Origin of the sequence: Streptomyces sp. NPDC004732 (assembly GCF_040609235.1) — a bacterium.
Lineage (GTDB): Bacteria > Actinomycetota > Actinomycetes > Streptomycetales > Streptomycetaceae > Streptomyces.
On record NZ_JBEXJR010000010.1, the window covers coordinates 106,992 to 122,667 of the forward strand.

Below are 15,676 nucleotides of genomic sequence, written 5' to 3' on the forward strand. Positions count from 1 at the left end.
TCGGAACGGGCCCCAGGGTTCAAAGACAGGCTCTTAGACCCCGGCCCGTTTCTGCGCCTCCTCCACGAGCTCCAGCGTCCGCGCGAGCTCCTCGGGGTCCGTCAGGACAAGGGCGAGATCCCGCCCCGCGACGGTGATCTGGTCGGCCGCGGCGAACATCCCCGCGTCCGGCATCTCCCGGGGTCCCGCGTCCGGTTCCTCGATGCGCTGGGTGCGGACGGCCAACTCCCTGGCCAGAGCGAGCGCTTCGGTCGCCGCTCCCCGCTGCAGGCGGCTCTGCGGGGCGGCCCGCAGACGGTCGGCGAAATGGTCCACTGCGGCTGTCAAAGGCGTCGTATCGAGCACCCAGCGACCTTATGCGCCTTCCCGGGACTGTTGCCAACGCCCCAACGCTCAGGCACGGTGGCGTGAAGGACGGAACACATCGCGACGCGTCCGGAGGCGCCGATGTCCCAAGTCTTCTCCGAGGAGACCCACCGCAACCTGCTCGCCCGAATCCCCCACTGCACCGGTCGTGAAGTCTCCGACTGGCTACGCGCCGTGGACGAAGGCCCCTCTCTCTTCCGCTTCGAGGAGAAGGTCAGCTGGCTCCGCGCAGAACACAACCTCGCGTACGGGCACGCGAAGGCAATCATCCATGAGTACGACCTCAGGCGGGCTGCCCGCAAACTCCTCTGACCAGTTCCCCCGAAGACACCAAAGACACTGAAGACACCGAAGGCACCACTCCACCCCCGCACACCCTCGACAGCAAACGGCGAAGGGCCCGCGGACCGTTTCGGTCCGCGGGCCCTTCGGTGCTGTGCGCCTCAGCGGGTGGGCGCCTCAGCCGTGCGACTAATCGTTGCCCGAGAAGATCGCGATCAGGCGCAGGAACTCCATGTAGATCCAGACGAGCGTCATCGTCAGACCGAACGCGGCGAGCCAGGCCTCTTCCTTCGGCGCGCCATAGGCAATGCCGTCCTCGACCTGCTTGAAGTCCAGGGCCAGGAAGCAGGCGCCGAGCAGGATGCCGACGATGCCGAACACGATGCCGAGGCCACCGCTGCGGAAGCCGAGGCCGTCACCGCCGCCGAAGACCATGAACAGCAGGTTCACTGAGGTCAGCAGCAGGAAGCCCATCGCGGCGGCCATCACGAAGCCGTAGAAGCGACGGTTGACGCGGATCCAGCCCGCCTTGTACGCCACGAGGACGCCGAGGAAGACGGCCATCGTGCCGAGCACGGCCTGCATGGCCGCGCCGCTGGCGATGCGGTTGTCGACGACGCTGGAGACGACGCCGAGGAAGACACCCTCCAGGGCGGCATACGTCAGGATCAGCGCGGGCGAGGCCTTGCGCTTGAAGGCCTGGACGAGGCCCAGGACCATCGCGATGAGACCGGCGCCGATGGCGATGCCGTACGACTTGCTGATGTTGGCGTCGTCCACCGGCAGCAGCGCCCAGGCGAGCGCGGCCGTCACCACGAGGGTGCCGAGCGTGGTCGCGGTACGCATGACGACGTCGTCCATCGTCATGCGTCCCGCGGTGGTCACGGGCGCCTGGGGCGCGCCGTGCTGCAGGTCCTGCTGGGCGTACGGGTTTGTGGCGTAGGGGTTGCCCGCGGGGGCCTGCTGGCCGGCGTACGGATTGCCCTGCGCGTACGGGTTGCCCTGTTGGGTCTGGGTCGCGCCCGCGGGTCCCCCGGCCTGCGGCTGCTGGCCGAAGCCGGCGAAGCCGTTGTCGCGGCTGAACCCCCGTCGCGAGAAGACCGGGTTACTGCTCCTCATTTCACTCCTCCATGGCCACCGTGTGTGGCTTTGCCTCAAGAGTAATGCGTAGGCAAAGGGGTGAGCCTAGTGCTTGGGGAGGATCTTTCCCTCACTGTGACGGAGAACGCTCGACAAGGGGCCCACTGTTCCCGGATCGGTACCGTTACGCCGCCCGGGTGACCCGGCGGCGGGGAGTAACAGTCCGTATTGATGTCGCTACGGTTCACCGCGACAGCGCGACCCGGGGCGAGGGCACCCCCGAAGGCCGAAGACCGAAGACCGAAGATCAGAGACCGAAGTTCGGAGACCGGTCACGTGATCGTCAACACCGTTGCTCAGCACGTGAGCTGACGCGCCATCAGAATGCGCACCCCACGCCGCAGTCGATCTTCAGCGTAAAGGCGTGGACGATCATGATCGAGGGGGCACCCCAAACCGTCACAAAGTACGCACAAGCCGCACGCACAACGGCGACGGCAGTGCAGCGGATGTGCCCGGAGCCGGACTCGAACCGGCACGCCCCCGAGGGGCAGCGAGGTTTAAGCTCGCCGTGTCTGCATTCCACCATCCGGGCAGGCCATGGGCTCCGCGTCGAGGCTTCGACCCTATCGGGAGGCATCCCCCGAACAGCGGAAGGGCAGCCCGATGTTGTCTTATTTTATTGACGTCTGAGGGTGCATCAGTCGCGGTCACGGTCCGTTGGTACATGCCGGAGGCCTTTCCGCGGGCGCGGCCGGTCTCGTGGGCCTCTGCGCGGAATGACGGAATTTAGCCGCCCGAACGCTCCCGGTCCCGCTTTCTCCCTCTTCTTCTCCCTCTCCTCCTCCCCGTGTCAGGGATACGTGTCATCCCCAGGTATGACAGGCCGACCTCAAGTCCGACTGGAGAGGGCCACGGGAACCGGAACAGCGGCTGACTACAGGGCACTGATCGGCCAGGACGATTGAGTACGTCCCCACTCGTCGTCCCGACAGGAGCATCGCCCCGTGACCACCACCCCCTTCGCCGCCCGCGCCACCGCCGTGGCAGCGCGCGCCACGGATCTTTCCAAGGTGTACGGACAGGGCGAGACCCAGGTGGTCGCCCTGGACCATGTCTCCGTCGACTTCGGGCAGGGCGAGTTCACCGCGATCATGGGTCCCTCCGGATCCGGCAAGTCGACCCTGATGCACTGCGTCGCCGGTCTGGACAGCTTCAGCTCCGGCTCCGTGCGCATCGGCGAGACCGAGCTGTCCACGCTCAAGGACAAGCAGCTCACCAAGCTCCGCCGGGACAAGATCGGCTTCATCTTCCAGGCGTTCAACCTGCTGCCGACGCTGACGGCCCTGGAGAACATCACGCTGCCCATGGACATCGCGGGCCGCAAGCCGAACAAGCAGTGGCTCGAGCAGGTCATCGAGATGGTCGGCCTCTCCGGGCGCCTGAGCCACCGGCCCACCGAGCTCTCCGGCGGCCAGCAGCAGCGCGTGGCCGTCGCCCGCGCGCTGGCCTCCCAGCCGGAGATCATCTTCGGCGACGAGCCGACCGGAAACCTCGACTCGCGCTCGGGCGCGGAGGTCCTCGGCTTCCTGCGCAACTCCGTGCGCGACCTCGGCCAGACCGTCGTGATGGTCACGCACGACCCGGTGGCGGCGTCGTACGCGGACCGCGTGATCTTCCTCGCGGACGGGCGGGTCGTCGACGAGATGCACGGGCCGACCGCGGACGGGGTGCTCGACCGGATGAAGCACTTCGACGCGAAGGGCCGGACGAGCTAGTGGCCGCTCGGCCTCGGGCGGTTTCCCCCTACCGCCGTCGAGGCCGGGCATGTCTCGGGACTGCGGGCCGTCTGTGGCTTGTCGCGCAGTTCCCCGCGCCCCTGGGAGGCCCCTGCGGGGCTCTCCCCCCTCTCACTTGACCCAGGACTCACACCCATGTTCCGTACCGCCCTGCGCAACGTGCTCGCGCACAAGGCCAGGCTGCTGATGACCGTGCTCGCCGTCATGCTCGGCGTCGCGTTCGTCTCCGGCACCCTGGTCTTCACCGACACCTTCGGCAACGCCTACAAGAACAAGTCGGCGAAGAGCTTCGACCACGTCTCCGTCGCCATCCAGTCCGACGGCGGCTCCTCCGACGAGGACGGCGAGACCAAGGAGCCCGCCCGCCTCACCGACGGCCTCCTGAAGAAGGCCGGGTCCCTGCCCGGCGCCGACTCCGCCATCGGCTCCGTCAGCGGCTTCACCGCGCTCGCCGACAAGAACGGCAAGCTCGTGGGCGGCGAGTGGGGCACCACCGGCACCAACTACTACCCGGCCAAGGACGGCAAGGACCCCCGGTACGACTTCACCAAGGGCGGCGCCCCGAAGTCCGGCGCCGACATCGCCCTCGACTCCCGCACCGCCGAGCGCACCGGCTTCAAGGTGGGCGACACCGTCCGCTACTCCACCGACGGCCCCGTGCACACCGCCAAGGTCAGCGGGATCTTCGACACCGACGACGGCAGCGTCGTCGCGGGCGGCAGCCTCGTCGTCCTCGACAACAAGACCGCGATGAAGGCGCTGAACAAGACCGAGTACGACGAGATCGACGTCAAGGCCGCCGGGGGCACCTCCGAGTCGGCGCTGAAGAGCTCGGTCGAGAAGATCCTGCCGAAGGACACGGACGCCGTCACCGGCGGTCAGCTCTCCGACGACCAGGAGCGGATGATCGAGCAGCAGACCAGCTCCATGAGCCAGGTCCTGCTGATCTTCGCCGGTATCGCGCTCTTCGTCGGCATCTTCATCATCGCCAACACCTTCACCATGCTGGTCGCCCAGCGCACCAAGGAGCTCGCGCTCATGCGCGCCGTCGGCGCCTCGCGCCGCCAGGTGACGCGCTCCGTGCTCATCGAGGCGTTCCTCGTCGGCCTGGTCGCCGCCGTGGCCGGATTCGGGCTCGGTCTCGGTGTCTCCGTCGGCCTGGAGGCCCTGATGAACTCCGGCGGCGCCTCGCTGCCGGACGGCCCCCTCGTCATCGCCCCGACGACGATCGTGGCGGCGCTCCTGATCGGCGTGGTCGTGACCATGCTGGCCGCCTGGCTGCCGGGCCGCCGCGCCGCGAAGATCCCGCCGGTCGCCGCGATGAACAGCGTCCACGCGACGCCCACCACGCGCGGCCTGGTCGTCCGCAACACCCTCGGCTCGCTCATCGTGGCGCTCGGCGCGGTCATGATGTTCATGGACGACAACTATGTGATGGCGGGTGGCGCGGCCACCATCCTCGTCGGCGTCATCGTCCTCACCCCGCTGCTCTCCCGGCCCTTCATCGCGGCCTCCGCGCCGCTCCTGAAGCCGTTCGGCGTCACCGGCAAGCTGTCGCGCCTCAACTCGGTGCGCAACCCGCGCCGCACGGCCTCCACCGCCTCGGCCCTGATGATCGGCCTCACCCTCATCACCGCGATGACGGTCATCGCGGTGTCCATGGGCAGCGCCATCAACAAGATGGCCGCGGGCTCCATGAAGGCCGACTACAGCGTCTCCATGGCGAACTTCGAGGCGCTGACCCCCGAGGTCCGCCAGAAGCTGGACAAGATCCCCGAGGTCGAGGCGAGCACCCCGCTGCGCACCGCGTACGGCGAGGCGGACGGCAGCTACTCGAGCATCAACGGCGTCGACCCGAAGACGTTCGGCAAGCTCGTCGGCCTCGACTTCACCAGCGGCTCGATCGACGGTCTGAAGGCAGGCACCGCGCTGGTCGACGCGGACACGGCGAAGGACAAGGGCCTCAAGGCGGGCGACACCTTCCCGCTGAAGTTCGACGCCGACGGCAAGACCGTCCAACTGAAGGTCGCGGGCGTCTACGAGGGCAACGAGATGCTCAACGGCCTCTTCGCGCCGACGTCCGTCGTCGACCCGCACCTCTCCAAGCTGGTCGACAAGCAGGTCCTGGTGAAGATGAAGGGCGGCCCGTCGGACCAGGCCGAGAACGCCATCATCAAGGCCCTCGGCGACAACCCGGCCATCACCGTCCAGGACAAGGACGATGTCAGCAACGCGGTGGCGGGCGGCATCAACATGATCCTGAACATGCTGTACGGGCTCCTCGGCATGGCCATCCTGATCGCGGTGCTCGGCGTCATCAACACGCTGGCCATGTCGGTCTTCGAGCGCAAGCACGAGATCGGCATGCTGCGGGCCATCGGTCTGGACCGTGCGAAGGTCAAGCAGATGGTGCGCCTGGAGTCGGTCGTGATCTCGCTGTTCGGCGCGGTGCTCGGCATCGGCCTCGGCCTCTTCATGGGCTGGGCCGTGGGCGGCAGCATCGCCGAGAAGGTCGCCACGTACTCCATGGAGATCCCGGTCGGCCGGATCGTGATCTTCCTGGCCATCGCGGCCGTGGTCGGTGTCATGGCCGCGGTGTGGCCCGCCCGCAGCGCGGCGCGGCTGAACCCGCTGATGGCGATCAAGAGCGAGTAGCTGCGGCGGCTGGAGCGGTGAGTGAGTGGGCCCGGACGTCTCTATGCGTCCGGGCCCACTCGCATGCCGCCCCGGGGGCTCCGCCCCCGTATCGCCGCTGCGCGGCTCGTCCTCAAACGCCGGACGGGCTGGATCCCAGCCGGACAGGCTGGATCTCAGCCGGGCGGGCTGGGGCTCAGCAGGGCGGGCCGGGTCTCAGCCGGGCGGGCCGGATCTCACCGCCAGTCCCTCGACCTCAGCGCCATCCCCGAGGCGCCGCTCTCCGGGGTCTTCACGGCGAGGACCTGGTTGACGCCTATGCGGTTGCGTTCGAAGGCCAGCGCGGAGGCTGCCATGTAGAGCCGCCAGATGCGGGCCCGGCCAGGCGAGGTCAGCCGCTGGCCCTCCGGCCAGCGCGCCTCCAGGTTCGCGACCCAGCGGCGCAGCGTGAGCGCGTAGTGCTCGCGGATGGTCTCCACGTCGCGGACCTCGAAGCCCGCCTGCTCCAGGAGCGAGACGGTGGTGCCCACGGGCGCCAGCTCCCCGTCGGGGAAGACGTAGGCGTCGATGAACTCGTCCACGGAGTACGCCGTCTCGTCGGTCTGCGGCCGCCGGGCGATCTGGTGGTTCAGCAGCCGTCCGCCGGGGCTCAGGAGGGCGTACAGGTCGTTCGCGTACTCCAAATAGCGTTCGGCTCCGACGTGTTCGGCCATGCCGATGGAGCTGATGGCGTCATACGGTCCGTCGCGTACGTCGCGGTAGTCCTGGACGCGGATCTCGATCCGGTCCGTAAGGCCCTCCTCGGCGATCCGCTTTCGGGCGTAGGCGGCCTGCTCCTGGGAGAGGGTGACGCCCACGACGCGCACGCCGTGCTCGCGCGCCGCGTGGACCGCCATGGAGCCCCAGCCGCAGCCGACGTCGAGCAGGCGCATGCCGGGCTTGAGGGCGAGCTTGCGGGAGATGAGTTCGAGCTTGTCGCGCTGGGCGTCCTCCAGGGTGCCCTCGGGCGACTCCCAGTACGCGCACGAGTAGACCATCGAGGGGCCGAGCACCAGCTCGTAGAAGTCGTTGCCGACGTCGTAGTGGTGGCTGATGGCGCGGCGGTCGCTGCCCTTGGTGTGCAGGTGGAGGCGGCCGTGTCTGCGCATCTCCTCCGGGGGTGGAGCGGGCGGCAGGAAGGGCGCGGAGAGGGCGACGAGAGAGCGGACCCCGGCGCGGAACTGCGGTTCGCGCAGGGACTGCAGCAGGCTCTTGGAGTCCTCTTCCTGCTGGGGCCCCCGCTCCCAGATCAACCCCGCCATGGCGTCCAGGGCTTCGTACAGATCCCCGTCGACGTCGAGGTCACCGGCCACCCAGGCGCGGGCCAGGCCGAGCTCGCCGGGCTTCCACAGGATGTGGCGCAGGGCCCTGCGGTTGCGCACGACGAGGGCGGGGGCGCCCGGCGGGCCCGCCTCCGACCCGTCCCAGGCGCGGATACGTACCGGCAGTGGGGTTCCCATGAGCTGCTCGGCGAGGGTCTTCAGCCGCTGTGCGGCGTCCTGCATGGCGCACACCTCCGTGGATGGGTCCAACACCACGTAAACACCAAAGGGCGCCGTGCGCAGTCCCGTTGCCGCGTCACGGAAAGGCAAAATAGATGCGGGGGGCACCTAGTTATTCGGCCGGTCGTGCGGTTGGTTGCGCGGCGGAGAAAAGCCCGAAGGGGCCACTCGCACCACGGATGGCGAGCGACCCCTTCAGGTTCGTACTGAGGACCTCAGGAAGCCTTGGCCTTCTCCTCGACGGGGGCGGCCGTCGGCTCGGCCTTGGCGGCGGGCTTCGGGGCGGGCTTGGCCGCCTCGTAGAACTCCTCGCGCGGCGTCTCCATGGCGCCGAGCGAGACGACCTCGCGCTTGAGGAACATGCCCAGCGTCCAGTCCGCGAAGACGCGGATCTTGCGGTTGAACGTCGGCATCGCCATGCCGTGGTACGCGCGGTGCATGTACCAGGCGAGACGGCCCTTGAGCTTGATCTTCATCTTGCCCATGACGATCATCGCGACGCCCTTGTGCAGGCCGAGACCGGCGACCGCACCCTTGTTGGCGTGGCTGTACTCCTTCTGCGGGAAGCCCCGCATGCCGGAGATCACGTTGTCGCCGAGGACCCTGGCCTGACGCAGCGCGTGCTGGGCGTTCGGCGGGCACCAGGCGTTCTCGTTGCCCGCCTTGCGGCCGACCATGTCCGGCACCTGGGCGTTGTCGCCCGCGGCCCAGATGTAGTCGGTGCCCTGGACCTGGAGGGTCGTCTGGGTGTCGACGTGGCCACGGGGGCCGAGCGGCAAACCGAAGCGGGACAGCGCCGGGTTGGGCTTGACGCCCGCGGTCCACACGATGGTGTTGGAGTCGACCTCGAGGCCGTTGTTGAGGACCACGTGGCCGTCCACGCAGGAGTCCATGCCGGTCTTCAGGTAGACCTCGACGCCGCGGCCCTCAAGGTGCTCCTTGCCGTAGGCGCCCAGCTTCGGGCCCACCTCGGGAAGGATCTTGTCGGCGACGTCGACCAGCACGAAGCGCATGTCCTCGCGCTTCACGTTGTTGTAGTACTTGGCCGCGTCGCGGGCCATGTCCTCGACCTCGCCGATGGTCTCCGCACCCGCGAAGCCACCGCCGACGAAGACGAAGGTGAGTGCCTTGCGGCGGACCTCTTCGTCCGTCGTGGAGTCAGCCTTGTCGAGCTGCTCGAGGACGTGGTTGCGCAGGCCGATGGCCTCCTCGATGCCCTTCATGCCGATGCCCTGCTCGGCGAGGCCGGGGATCGGGAAGGTGCGGGAGACCGCGCCCATCGCGATGACGAGGTAGTCGAAAGGCAGCTCGTACGCCTCGCCGACGAGCGGCGCGATCGTGGCTACCTTGCGGTCCTGGTCGATGGTGGTGACCCGGCCGGTGAGGACCTCGGCCCTCGGGAGTACGCGTCGCAGCGGTACGACGACGTGCCGAGGCGAGATGCTGCCGGCGGCGGCTTCGGGGAGGAAAGGCTGGTAGGTCATGTACGACCGGGGGTCGACGACCGTGACGGTCGCCTCTCCGAAGCGCATCTTCTTGAGAATGCGCCGAGCTGCGTACAGGCCTACGTACCCACCGCCTACTACGAGGATCCTGGGACGCTCCGTGGTGCTCATGCCATCGAGTATCCACCTGCCCGCCGGGGGTCGCTCGTGCGCCCCTTCACAAGCATGCCAAGGGCCTCTGCTACACTTCGCCGCCCACGTGACCCAGGTCATGGTGCCCGTGGGGAACCACGGTGTCACGCGAGTCGTTGTGCACCCCTTGTGAGCTGCACTCCGAGGCCCCGCCCCGACCGAACCGGGCCCCCGCGTCACACGCGCGCCACCCGCACGAAGCATCCCCGAAACGAGCCCGGCCCTTCGGAATGCCCCCTTTAGGCGGCCCACCACCGACGAACCTCGTCCATCAGGGCCGTTTTCCTTGTGAAGAACTTCACGAAGTTTCCCGACGGAGTGTCGCCGGAGAGCCTTCCGACCCCCCTGCCGACCGCTCAGACGCTACAGGACGCGCTCAGGCGATGGACCAGCCGATGCCGTCCAGGATGTCGTGCTCGCTCACCACGACCTCCCGGGCGCCGACCCTGTCCATGATCGCGAGCAGCACGAGGGCGCCCGACGCGATGACGTCGGCGCGGCCCGGGTGCATCACCGGGATGGCGGCGCGCTCCGCGTGCGTGGCGTGGGTCAGGTGGTCCACGATGGCGTTGACCTGGTCGTACGGGATGCGGGCGTGGTGGATCGCCTGGGAGTCGTACGCGTCGAGGTCGAGGGCGATTGCCGCGATCGTGGTGACCGAGCCCGCGAGGCCCACCAGCGTGCGGGCCTCCTTGAGCGGGACGGTGCGTTCGGCGAGGTCCAGGGCGGCCTCGATGTCCGTGCGGATCGCGTCGAGCTGGCCGGGCTCCGGCGGGTCGGTGACCACTCCGTCGCGTACGAGGTGCCGCTCGGTCATGCGGACGCAGCCGACGTCGACCGAGCGGGCGGCCTCCACCCGGTCCGTGCCGACCACGAACTCCGTGGAGCCGCCGCCGATGTCCACGACGAGATAGGGCTTGGCCAGGTCGTCGCGGCCCGTCAGTTCCTTGGTCGCGCCGGTGAAGGAGAACTCCGCCTCCTGGTCGCCGGTGATGACTTCCGGCTCGACGCCCAGGATGTCCAGGACGCCCCGGACGAAGTCGTCGCGGTTCTCGGCGTCGCGGGACGCGGACGTGGCGACGAAGCGGATGCGCTCGGCGCCGTGCTCCTTGATGACCGCGGCGTACTCACGGCAGGCCGCGAAGGTGCGGTCCAGGGCCTCCTGGGCGAGGCGGCCCGTCCTGTCCACCCCCTGGCCCAGGCGGACGATCGTCATCCGCCGGTCGAGGTCGACCAGCTCGCCGGTCTCCGGGTCGGCGTCCGCGACGAGGAGCCTGATGGAGTTCGTGCCGCAGTCGATGGCGGCGACCCGGGTCACTCGGCACCCTCGGTGGCGCACGGCGTGACGCACGGGCCCTTCGCCCACCACTCCGGCAGCATCGCGATGGCCTCGTCGCCCAGCGGGTTCACACCGGGGCCCGCGGCCAGGGAGTGGCCGACCAGCACGTGCAGGCACTTCACGCGGTCCGGCATGCCGCCCGCGCTCGGGAAGCCCTCAAGGACCTCGATGGCGTCGCGGCGCTCGATGTAGTCCTCGTGCGCGGCGCGGTACTGCTTCGCCAGCTCCTCGTCCGTCGTGAGCCGCTCCGACATCTCCTTCATCACGCCGTTGGCCTCGAGCGTGCCGATCGCGGAGGCGGCCCGCGGGCACGTCAGGTAGTACGTCGTGGGGAAGGGCGTCCCGTCCGGGAGGCGCGGCGCCGTCTCGACGACGTCCGGCTGTCCGCAGGGGCAGCGGTGCGCGATGGCCCGCAGGCCGCGCGGCGGGCGGCCGAGCTGCTGCTTGAAGGCCTCGACGTCGGCGTCGGTGGGCTCGGTGCGCGGGGTGCTCGGCGGGGGCGTTTCCATGCCTGTCTTTCGTGTCAGTGGTCAGTCGTCGGGGCGGTCGGCCTTGTCGACGCCGTCCCAGACGTTCGAGTACCAGGGGCGCGTCGCCGCCCCCTGGTCCGCACGGCGGCTCTTCGCCGCCGCGGGGTCGATCACCGTGAACCCGGTCTCGCCGGGCATCACGTAGTGCAGGCGGTCGCGGACGCGCTGCTCGGCATACGCGTCGTCCTGCCAGCGGGCCTTCTCGTCGCGCAGCTTCTCGACGTCCGCGCGGTGCTCGGCCTGCTGCCTGCGCAGGTCGTCGATCTCGGCGCGCTGCGAGACGTACTGCCTTATCGGATACGCGAGCGCGACGACCAGCGAGCAGAGCACGAGCGCGAGGAGCGCGGCACGGCCGGTGAGCCGGGAGCGGCGCGCCTGCCGCTTGGTCTGGGAGCGGTAGACGCGCTCCGCGGTCTGCTCGCCGAGCAGCCGCAGGCGGGTCGCGGTGGAGAACCGGTCCTTGGTCCCGGCCTTGGCCATGGTTCCGCCTCCCCAGAGCTGCGCGTATACGTGCGTACGTCCCCGCACACGGTACGGGACCGGATGCGGGGACGTACGTAACTACGTGCCTGGGAGAGCTGCCTGCTCAGTCAGGTGGCGAAGCTCAGCCCTTGCTGTGCTTGTTAGTCCGCAGAGCGGAACCGCGGGAAGGCCGAGCGACCGGCGTAGACCGCCGCGTCGTCGAGGATCTCCTCGATGCGCAGGAGCTGGTTGTACTTGGCGACGCGGTCCGAGCGGGCCGGGGCGCCGGTCTTGATCTGACCGCAGTTCACCGCGACCGCGAGGTCGGCGATGGTGACGTCCTCGGTCTCGCCGGAGCGGTGCGACATCATGCACTTGAAGCCGTTGCGCTGGGCCATCTCGACGGCGTCCAGGGTCTCGGTCAGCGAACCGATCTGGTTGACCTTGACGAGCAGGGCGTTGGCGGAGCCCTCCTCGATGCCGCGGGCCAGGCGCTCCGGGTTGGTGACGAAGAGGTCGTCGCCGACGATCTGGACCTTGTCGCCCAGGCGCTCGGTGATGACGTTCCAGCCGGCCCAGTCGTCCTCGTACAGCGGGTCCTCGATGGAGACCAGCGGGTACGCGGAGACGAGCTCCTCGTAGTACTCGGTCATCTCGGCGGCCGAGCGGGACTTGCCCTCGAACTCGTACTTGCCGTCCTTGTAGAACTCGGACGCGGCGACGTCGAGCGCGAGGCCGATCTGCTCGCCGGGGACGTAACCGGCCTGCTTGATGGCCTCGATGATGAGGTCGAGCGCGGCGCGGTTGGAGTCCAGGTTCGGGGCGAAGCCGCCCTCGTCGCCGAGGCCCGTGGACAGGCCCTTGGTCTTCAGCACCTTCTTGAGGGTGTGGTAGACCTCGGCGCCCCAGCGAAGGGCCTCGGAGAAGGACTCCGCGCCGATCGGGGCGATCATGAATTCCTGGATGTCGACGTTCGAGTCGGCGTGCGACCCGCCGTTCAGGATGTTCATCATCGGGACGGGCAGCAGGTGCGCGTTCGGGCCGCCGAGGTAGCGGAACAGCGGCAGGTCGCTGGCCTCGGAGGCGGCGTGCGCGACGGCGAGCGAGACGCCGAGGATGGCGTTGGCGCCGAGCGAGCCCTTGTTGTCGGTGGCGTCCAGGTCGAACATGGCCTGGTCGATCAGGCGCTGCTCGGTGGCGTCGTAGCCGACGAGCTCCGGGCCGATCTGCTCGATGACGGCGAGGACGGCCTTCTCGACACCCTTGCCCATGTAACGGTTGGGGTCACCGTCACGGAGTTCGATGGCCTCGAAAGCACCGGTGGAGGCACCGGACGGAACGGCGGCACGACCGGTGCTGCCGTCGTCGAGGCCGACCTCGACCTCGACCGTGGGGTTGCCTCGGGAGTCCAGGATTTCCCGGGCTACGACGACGTCGATGGACGGCACGAGCATCTCCTTCTGGGATGTGACGCATTTACGCGGGCCGCGTCGGCCCTGCGTCTCCTGAGCCTAACGGGCTCCGGGCCTTCGGCCAGCCGACCGCCCGTCCCCTGGGACGGACGAGGGCCCAAATACCTTGGAAACCGGGCGTAAGGCCACGTTTTCTACTCGCTAGTAGCGAACAGCGGAGGGCCGACGCGGGGGCAGACATGGCCCCGCCCCGGTGCGTACGGGGGATACGCGCACCGGGGCGGGGAGCCCGTGGGGACGGGGGTACGGCCGTGCGTCCGCCGAGGCACGGCCGCTACCGGGTGGGGTCAGCTCAGGTGGAGCTGCTGGCCCGGGTAGATCATGTCGGCGTTGTCGATGATGTCGCCGTTGAGCTTGTAGACCTTGTGCCAGCCGCCCTTGACGTGCTTGGCCTCGGCGATCTTGGACAGGGTGTCGCCCGTCTTGACCTTGTACTCGCCGTCGCCCTTCTTGACCGTCTTGCCGGTCGGGGTCTCGACGGTCTTCTTGGTCTCGGTCTGCGGCTTGGGCTGCGGCTTCGGCGCGGCCTGCTGCTGCGGGGCCTGCTGCTGCGTCTGCTGCGGCTTGGGCGCGGCCTGCTGCTGCTGCGGGGCCTGCTCCTGCGAGCCGCCGCCGCTGCTGGGCGAGGCGCCCGAGAGGCCGACGCCACAGCTCGGCCAGGCACCCTTGCCCTGGCCCGCGAGGACCTTCTCGGCGATCTCGATCTGCTGGGCCTTGGAGGCCTTGTCGGCGGTCGGCGCGTACTTCGTACCGCCGTACGCGGCCCAGGTGGACGGCGAGAACTGCACGCCGCCCTGGTAACCGTTGCCGGTGTTGATGGACCAGTTGCCGCCGGACTCGCACTGGGCGACGGCGTCCCACTCGGCACCGGTGGCGGCGTTGGCCGAACCGGCCGCCATCAGCGGGGCGGCGACGGCCGCACCGGTCACGCCGACGAGCGTGGCGACACGGGTGGCCTTGGACGGGCGGCGGTGCTTGCCCTTGCCGGAAAGCAGCATGAGTTGATCCCCTCACCGACGCCTGCGAGGTGAGCTGTCGGGTTCGGGCCGATGTGGTTGCCCGGCCGCGCTCCTTGAGCGCGGCTTCACCCCTAGCCGTTTCCGGCACTTACCTTGGGTCCCCCGCTCCTGCCTACGGCGCTCAAAGCGACGACTGTTCCCGTCCGGCCGTTGGCAGGATTCGGCGTACCGACCGGCGGGGCCCACCAGTGGCGAGCGGTGACGACCGTAGACACGCGATCGCCGGAATTTCAAAGACGATCAGGGCTTCTGAGACCCATCTCTCACTTGCGCCAAACCAGACATACGACGCGAAGCCCCCGCCCGACTCTTCGTCAACTTCCGTTACTTTTCGCCCAGATCGAGGCTCTGACCGGGGAGGATGAGGTCCGGGTCGCCCCCGACGGTCTTCTTGTTCTCGCTGTAGAGCTCGTGCCATCCGCCGTCGACGCCGAGGTCGTCCGCGATGACCGAGAGGCTGTCTCCGGAGCGCACCGTGTAGGCGCCGTCGGCGACTCCGCCGGAGCGGTTCTCGCCGCGCGAGGCGTGCCGTCCGGAGCGGCCGTCGGCGCCCTCGCTCTCGTCCGCGCGGTCGCCGCGGTGGCGGCCCGCGGAGTCGTCGGAGCCGTCCGCCTCGTCGGCGGGGTCGGTCGACTTCTCGGGCGTGGGCGAAGTGGCGTCGTCCTCGCCCGACTTGCCGGAGTCGTCCTTCTTGCCGTCGGCCTTGCCGCCAGCTTCACCCTTGTCGTCCTTGTGGTCCTTTTCGCCGGACTCGTCGTGATTCTTGTCTCGGGAGTCGTCGGCGCCGCTGGAGGGCTCCTCCGGGCCGTCGGACGGGTCGGCGGAGTCCGAGGGCTCACCGGTCTCCTCGCCCTTGTCCTTACCCTTGCCGGAGTCCTTGTCGGAGTCCTTGCCGGAGTCGTCGTCCGAGCCCTTGCCCGAGCCCTTGTCCGAGTCCTTGTCGCCCTTGGAGCCGTCAGAGCCGTCGGGGTCTGTCGAGCCGGACGGCTCGGAGGGCTTCGGCGTGACCGGGGCGCCCGGGTCGACGTCGGCAGCGGCGCCGTCCTGGGTGAGGCCCGCGATCGGGGCGCAGCTCGGCCAGGCGGCGGTGCCCTGGTCGTCGAGGATCTGCTCGGCGACGGCGATCTGCTGCGAGCGGCTCGCCTGGTCGGCGCTCGGCGCGTAGTCGAGGCCGCCGTACGCCTCCCAGTTGTCCTGGGAGAGCTGGAGGCCTCCGTAGTAACCGCTGCCGGGGTTGGCGCTCCACGCGCCGCCGCTCTCGCACTCGGCGAGCTTCTCCCACGTCGTGGTGTCGGCGGCGCTCGCGCTCGTGGCGCCGAGCAGCGGGATGGCGATGGCTGATCCGGTGACTCCTGCCGCGACGATGATGGCCGGGGCTTGGCGGGGGCGTCGGTGACGACCAGAGCCGGAGAGCATGCGGGTGCCTTTCACGAGACTGCAGCGACGACTTGAGCGCCGGGGGCGCTCAAGTCGTCGTGAACGTAGTCGCAGTCGAACGCTTGTCACAAGTCGATG

Annotated in this window: 13 protein-coding genes, 1 tRNA gene and 1 riboswitch; of the genes, 3 read left to right on the forward strand and 11 right to left on the reverse strand. The window is 69.2% G+C overall.

What is annotated here, in order from left to right:
- Window positions 1-33: 33 nt before the first annotated feature.
- On the reverse strand, window positions 34-315 hold the full coding sequence (locus tag ABZV77_RS29275; RefSeq protein WP_356262994.1) for a hypothetical protein: 282 nt from the start codon (window positions 313-315) through the stop codon (window positions 34-36).
- A gap of 132 nt (window positions 316-447) precedes the next feature.
- Between ABZV77_RS29275 and ABZV77_RS29280 the strand changes: the two genes are divergently transcribed.
- Window positions 448-678 carry a DUF4287 domain-containing protein gene (locus ABZV77_RS29280; protein ID WP_356262997.1) on the forward strand — a complete coding sequence of 77 codons (231 nt, stop codon included), beginning with the start codon at window positions 448-450 and terminating at the stop codon, window positions 676-678.
- Window positions 679-837: 159 nt separating this feature from the next.
- Here ABZV77_RS29280 and ABZV77_RS29285 read toward each other — a convergent pair whose 3' ends face one another.
- Together ABZV77_RS29285 and ABZV77_RS29290 are read right to left on the reverse strand one after the other, a co-directional pair.
- Window positions 838-1,767: a Bax inhibitor-1/YccA family protein gene (locus tag ABZV77_RS29285; protein WP_356263000.1), complete on the reverse strand. Its 930-nt coding sequence runs from the start codon at window positions 1,765-1,767 to the stop codon at window positions 838-840.
- Between the two features lie 473 nt (window positions 1,768-2,240).
- A tRNA-Leu gene (locus tag ABZV77_RS29290) sits at window positions 2,241-2,323 on the reverse strand.
- Between the two features lie 412 nt (window positions 2,324-2,735).
- On the opposite strand from ABZV77_RS29290, the gene ABZV77_RS29295 reads away from it, so the two are divergent.
- Together ABZV77_RS29295 and ABZV77_RS29300 are read left to right on the forward strand one after the other, a co-directional pair.
- The gene (locus tag ABZV77_RS29295; RefSeq protein WP_356263002.1) at window positions 2,736-3,506 is read left to right on the forward strand and encodes an ABC transporter ATP-binding protein; all 771 of its coding nucleotides are present in this window, start codon (window positions 2,736-2,738) and stop codon (window positions 3,504-3,506) included.
- A 156-nt stretch (window positions 3,507-3,662) separates the two neighbouring features.
- Window positions 3,663-6,182 (forward strand): FtsX-like permease family protein, encoded by a 2,520-nt coding sequence (locus tag ABZV77_RS29300; RefSeq protein WP_356263005.1) that lies wholly within the window; start codon window positions 3,663-3,665, stop codon window positions 6,180-6,182.
- A 215-nt stretch (window positions 6,183-6,397) separates the two neighbouring features.
- Here the strand turns inward: ABZV77_RS29300 and ABZV77_RS29305 are convergent, their stop codons facing one another.
- From ABZV77_RS29305 to ABZV77_RS29340, 8 genes are all read right to left on the reverse strand, one after another.
- On the reverse strand, window positions 6,398-7,705 hold the full coding sequence (locus ABZV77_RS29305; protein WP_356263007.1) for a cyclopropane-fatty-acyl-phospholipid synthase family protein: 1,308 nt from the start codon (window positions 7,703-7,705) through the stop codon (window positions 6,398-6,400).
- A gap of 212 nt (window positions 7,706-7,917) precedes the next feature.
- Window positions 7,918-9,318, reverse strand: a complete 1,401-nt coding sequence (locus ABZV77_RS29310) for an NAD(P)/FAD-dependent oxidoreductase (protein WP_356263009.1) — start codon at window positions 9,316-9,318, stop codon at window positions 7,918-7,920.
- A gap of 397 nt (window positions 9,319-9,715) precedes the next feature.
- Window positions 9,716-10,657, reverse strand: coding sequence for a Ppx/GppA phosphatase family protein (locus tag ABZV77_RS29315; RefSeq protein WP_356263011.1), 942 nt, complete (start codon window positions 10,655-10,657; stop codon window positions 9,716-9,718).
- Window positions 10,654-11,187, reverse strand: coding sequence for a DUF501 domain-containing protein (locus tag ABZV77_RS29320; RefSeq protein WP_356263014.1), 534 nt, complete (start codon window positions 11,185-11,187; stop codon window positions 10,654-10,656). The genes ABZV77_RS29315 and ABZV77_RS29320 overlap by 4 nt, the downstream gene beginning before the upstream one ends.
- A gap of 21 nt (window positions 11,188-11,208) precedes the next feature.
- On the reverse strand, window positions 11,209-11,688 hold the full coding sequence (locus ABZV77_RS29325; protein WP_356263016.1) for a septum formation initiator family protein: 480 nt from the start codon (window positions 11,686-11,688) through the stop codon (window positions 11,209-11,211).
- Window positions 11,689-11,831: 143 nt separating this feature from the next.
- The gene (gene eno, locus ABZV77_RS29330) at window positions 11,832-13,124 is read right to left on the reverse strand and encodes a phosphopyruvate hydratase (protein ID WP_356263018.1); all 1,293 of its coding nucleotides are present in this window, start codon (window positions 13,122-13,124) and stop codon (window positions 11,832-11,834) included.
- A gap of 305 nt (window positions 13,125-13,429) precedes the next feature.
- Window positions 13,430-14,140: a transglycosylase family protein gene (locus ABZV77_RS29335; RefSeq protein ID WP_356263021.1), complete on the reverse strand. Its 711-nt coding sequence runs from the start codon at window positions 14,138-14,140 to the stop codon at window positions 13,430-13,432.
- A gap of 4 nt (window positions 14,141-14,144) precedes the next feature.
- A riboswitch (cyclic di-AMP (ydaO/yuaA leader) is annotated at window positions 14,145-14,291 on the reverse strand.
- A 194-nt stretch (window positions 14,292-14,485) separates the two neighbouring features.
- A complete protein-coding gene (locus tag ABZV77_RS29340; RefSeq protein ID WP_356263022.1) occupies window positions 14,486-15,577 on the reverse strand; it encodes a transglycosylase family protein in 1,092 nt (363 codons plus the stop codon).
- Window positions 15,578-15,676 lie beyond the last annotated feature (99 nt).

Excerpts from the sequence above, each read along its gene's own strand:
- ABZV77_RS29280 (WP_356262997.1), top strand. The coding sequence starts at position 448 with ATGTCCCAAGTCTTCTCCGAGGAGACCCACCGCAACCTGCTCGCCCGA.
- ABZV77_RS29285 (WP_356263000.1), bottom strand. The coding sequence starts at position 1,767 with ATGAGGAGCAGTAACCCGGTCTTCTCGCGACGGGGGTTCAGCCGCGAC.
- ABZV77_RS29300 (WP_356263005.1), top strand. The coding sequence starts at position 3,663 with ATGTTCCGTACCGCCCTGCGCAACGTGCTCGCGCACAAGGCCAGGCTG.
- ABZV77_RS29305 (WP_356263007.1), bottom strand. The coding sequence starts at position 7,705 with ATGCAGGACGCCGCACAGCGGCTGAAGACCCTCGCCGAGCAGCTCATG.
- ABZV77_RS29310 (WP_356263009.1), bottom strand. The coding sequence starts at position 9,318 with ATGAGCACCACGGAGCGTCCCAGGATCCTCGTAGTAGGCGGTGGGTAC.
- ABZV77_RS29320 (WP_356263014.1), bottom strand. The coding sequence starts at position 11,187 with ATGGAAACGCCCCCGCCGAGCACCCCGCGCACCGAGCCCACCGACGCC.
- ABZV77_RS29325 (WP_356263016.1), bottom strand. The coding sequence starts at position 11,688 with ATGGCCAAGGCCGGGACCAAGGACCGGTTCTCCACCGCGACCCGCCTG.
- eno (WP_356263018.1), bottom strand. The coding sequence starts at position 13,124 with ATGCTCGTGCCGTCCATCGACGTCGTCGTAGCCCGGGAAATCCTGGAC.
- ABZV77_RS29335 (WP_356263021.1), bottom strand. The coding sequence starts at position 14,140 with ATGCTGCTTTCCGGCAAGGGCAAGCACCGCCGCCCGTCCAAGGCCACC.
- ABZV77_RS29340 (WP_356263022.1), bottom strand. The coding sequence starts at position 15,577 with ATGCTCTCCGGCTCTGGTCGTCACCGACGCCCCCGCCAAGCCCCGGCC.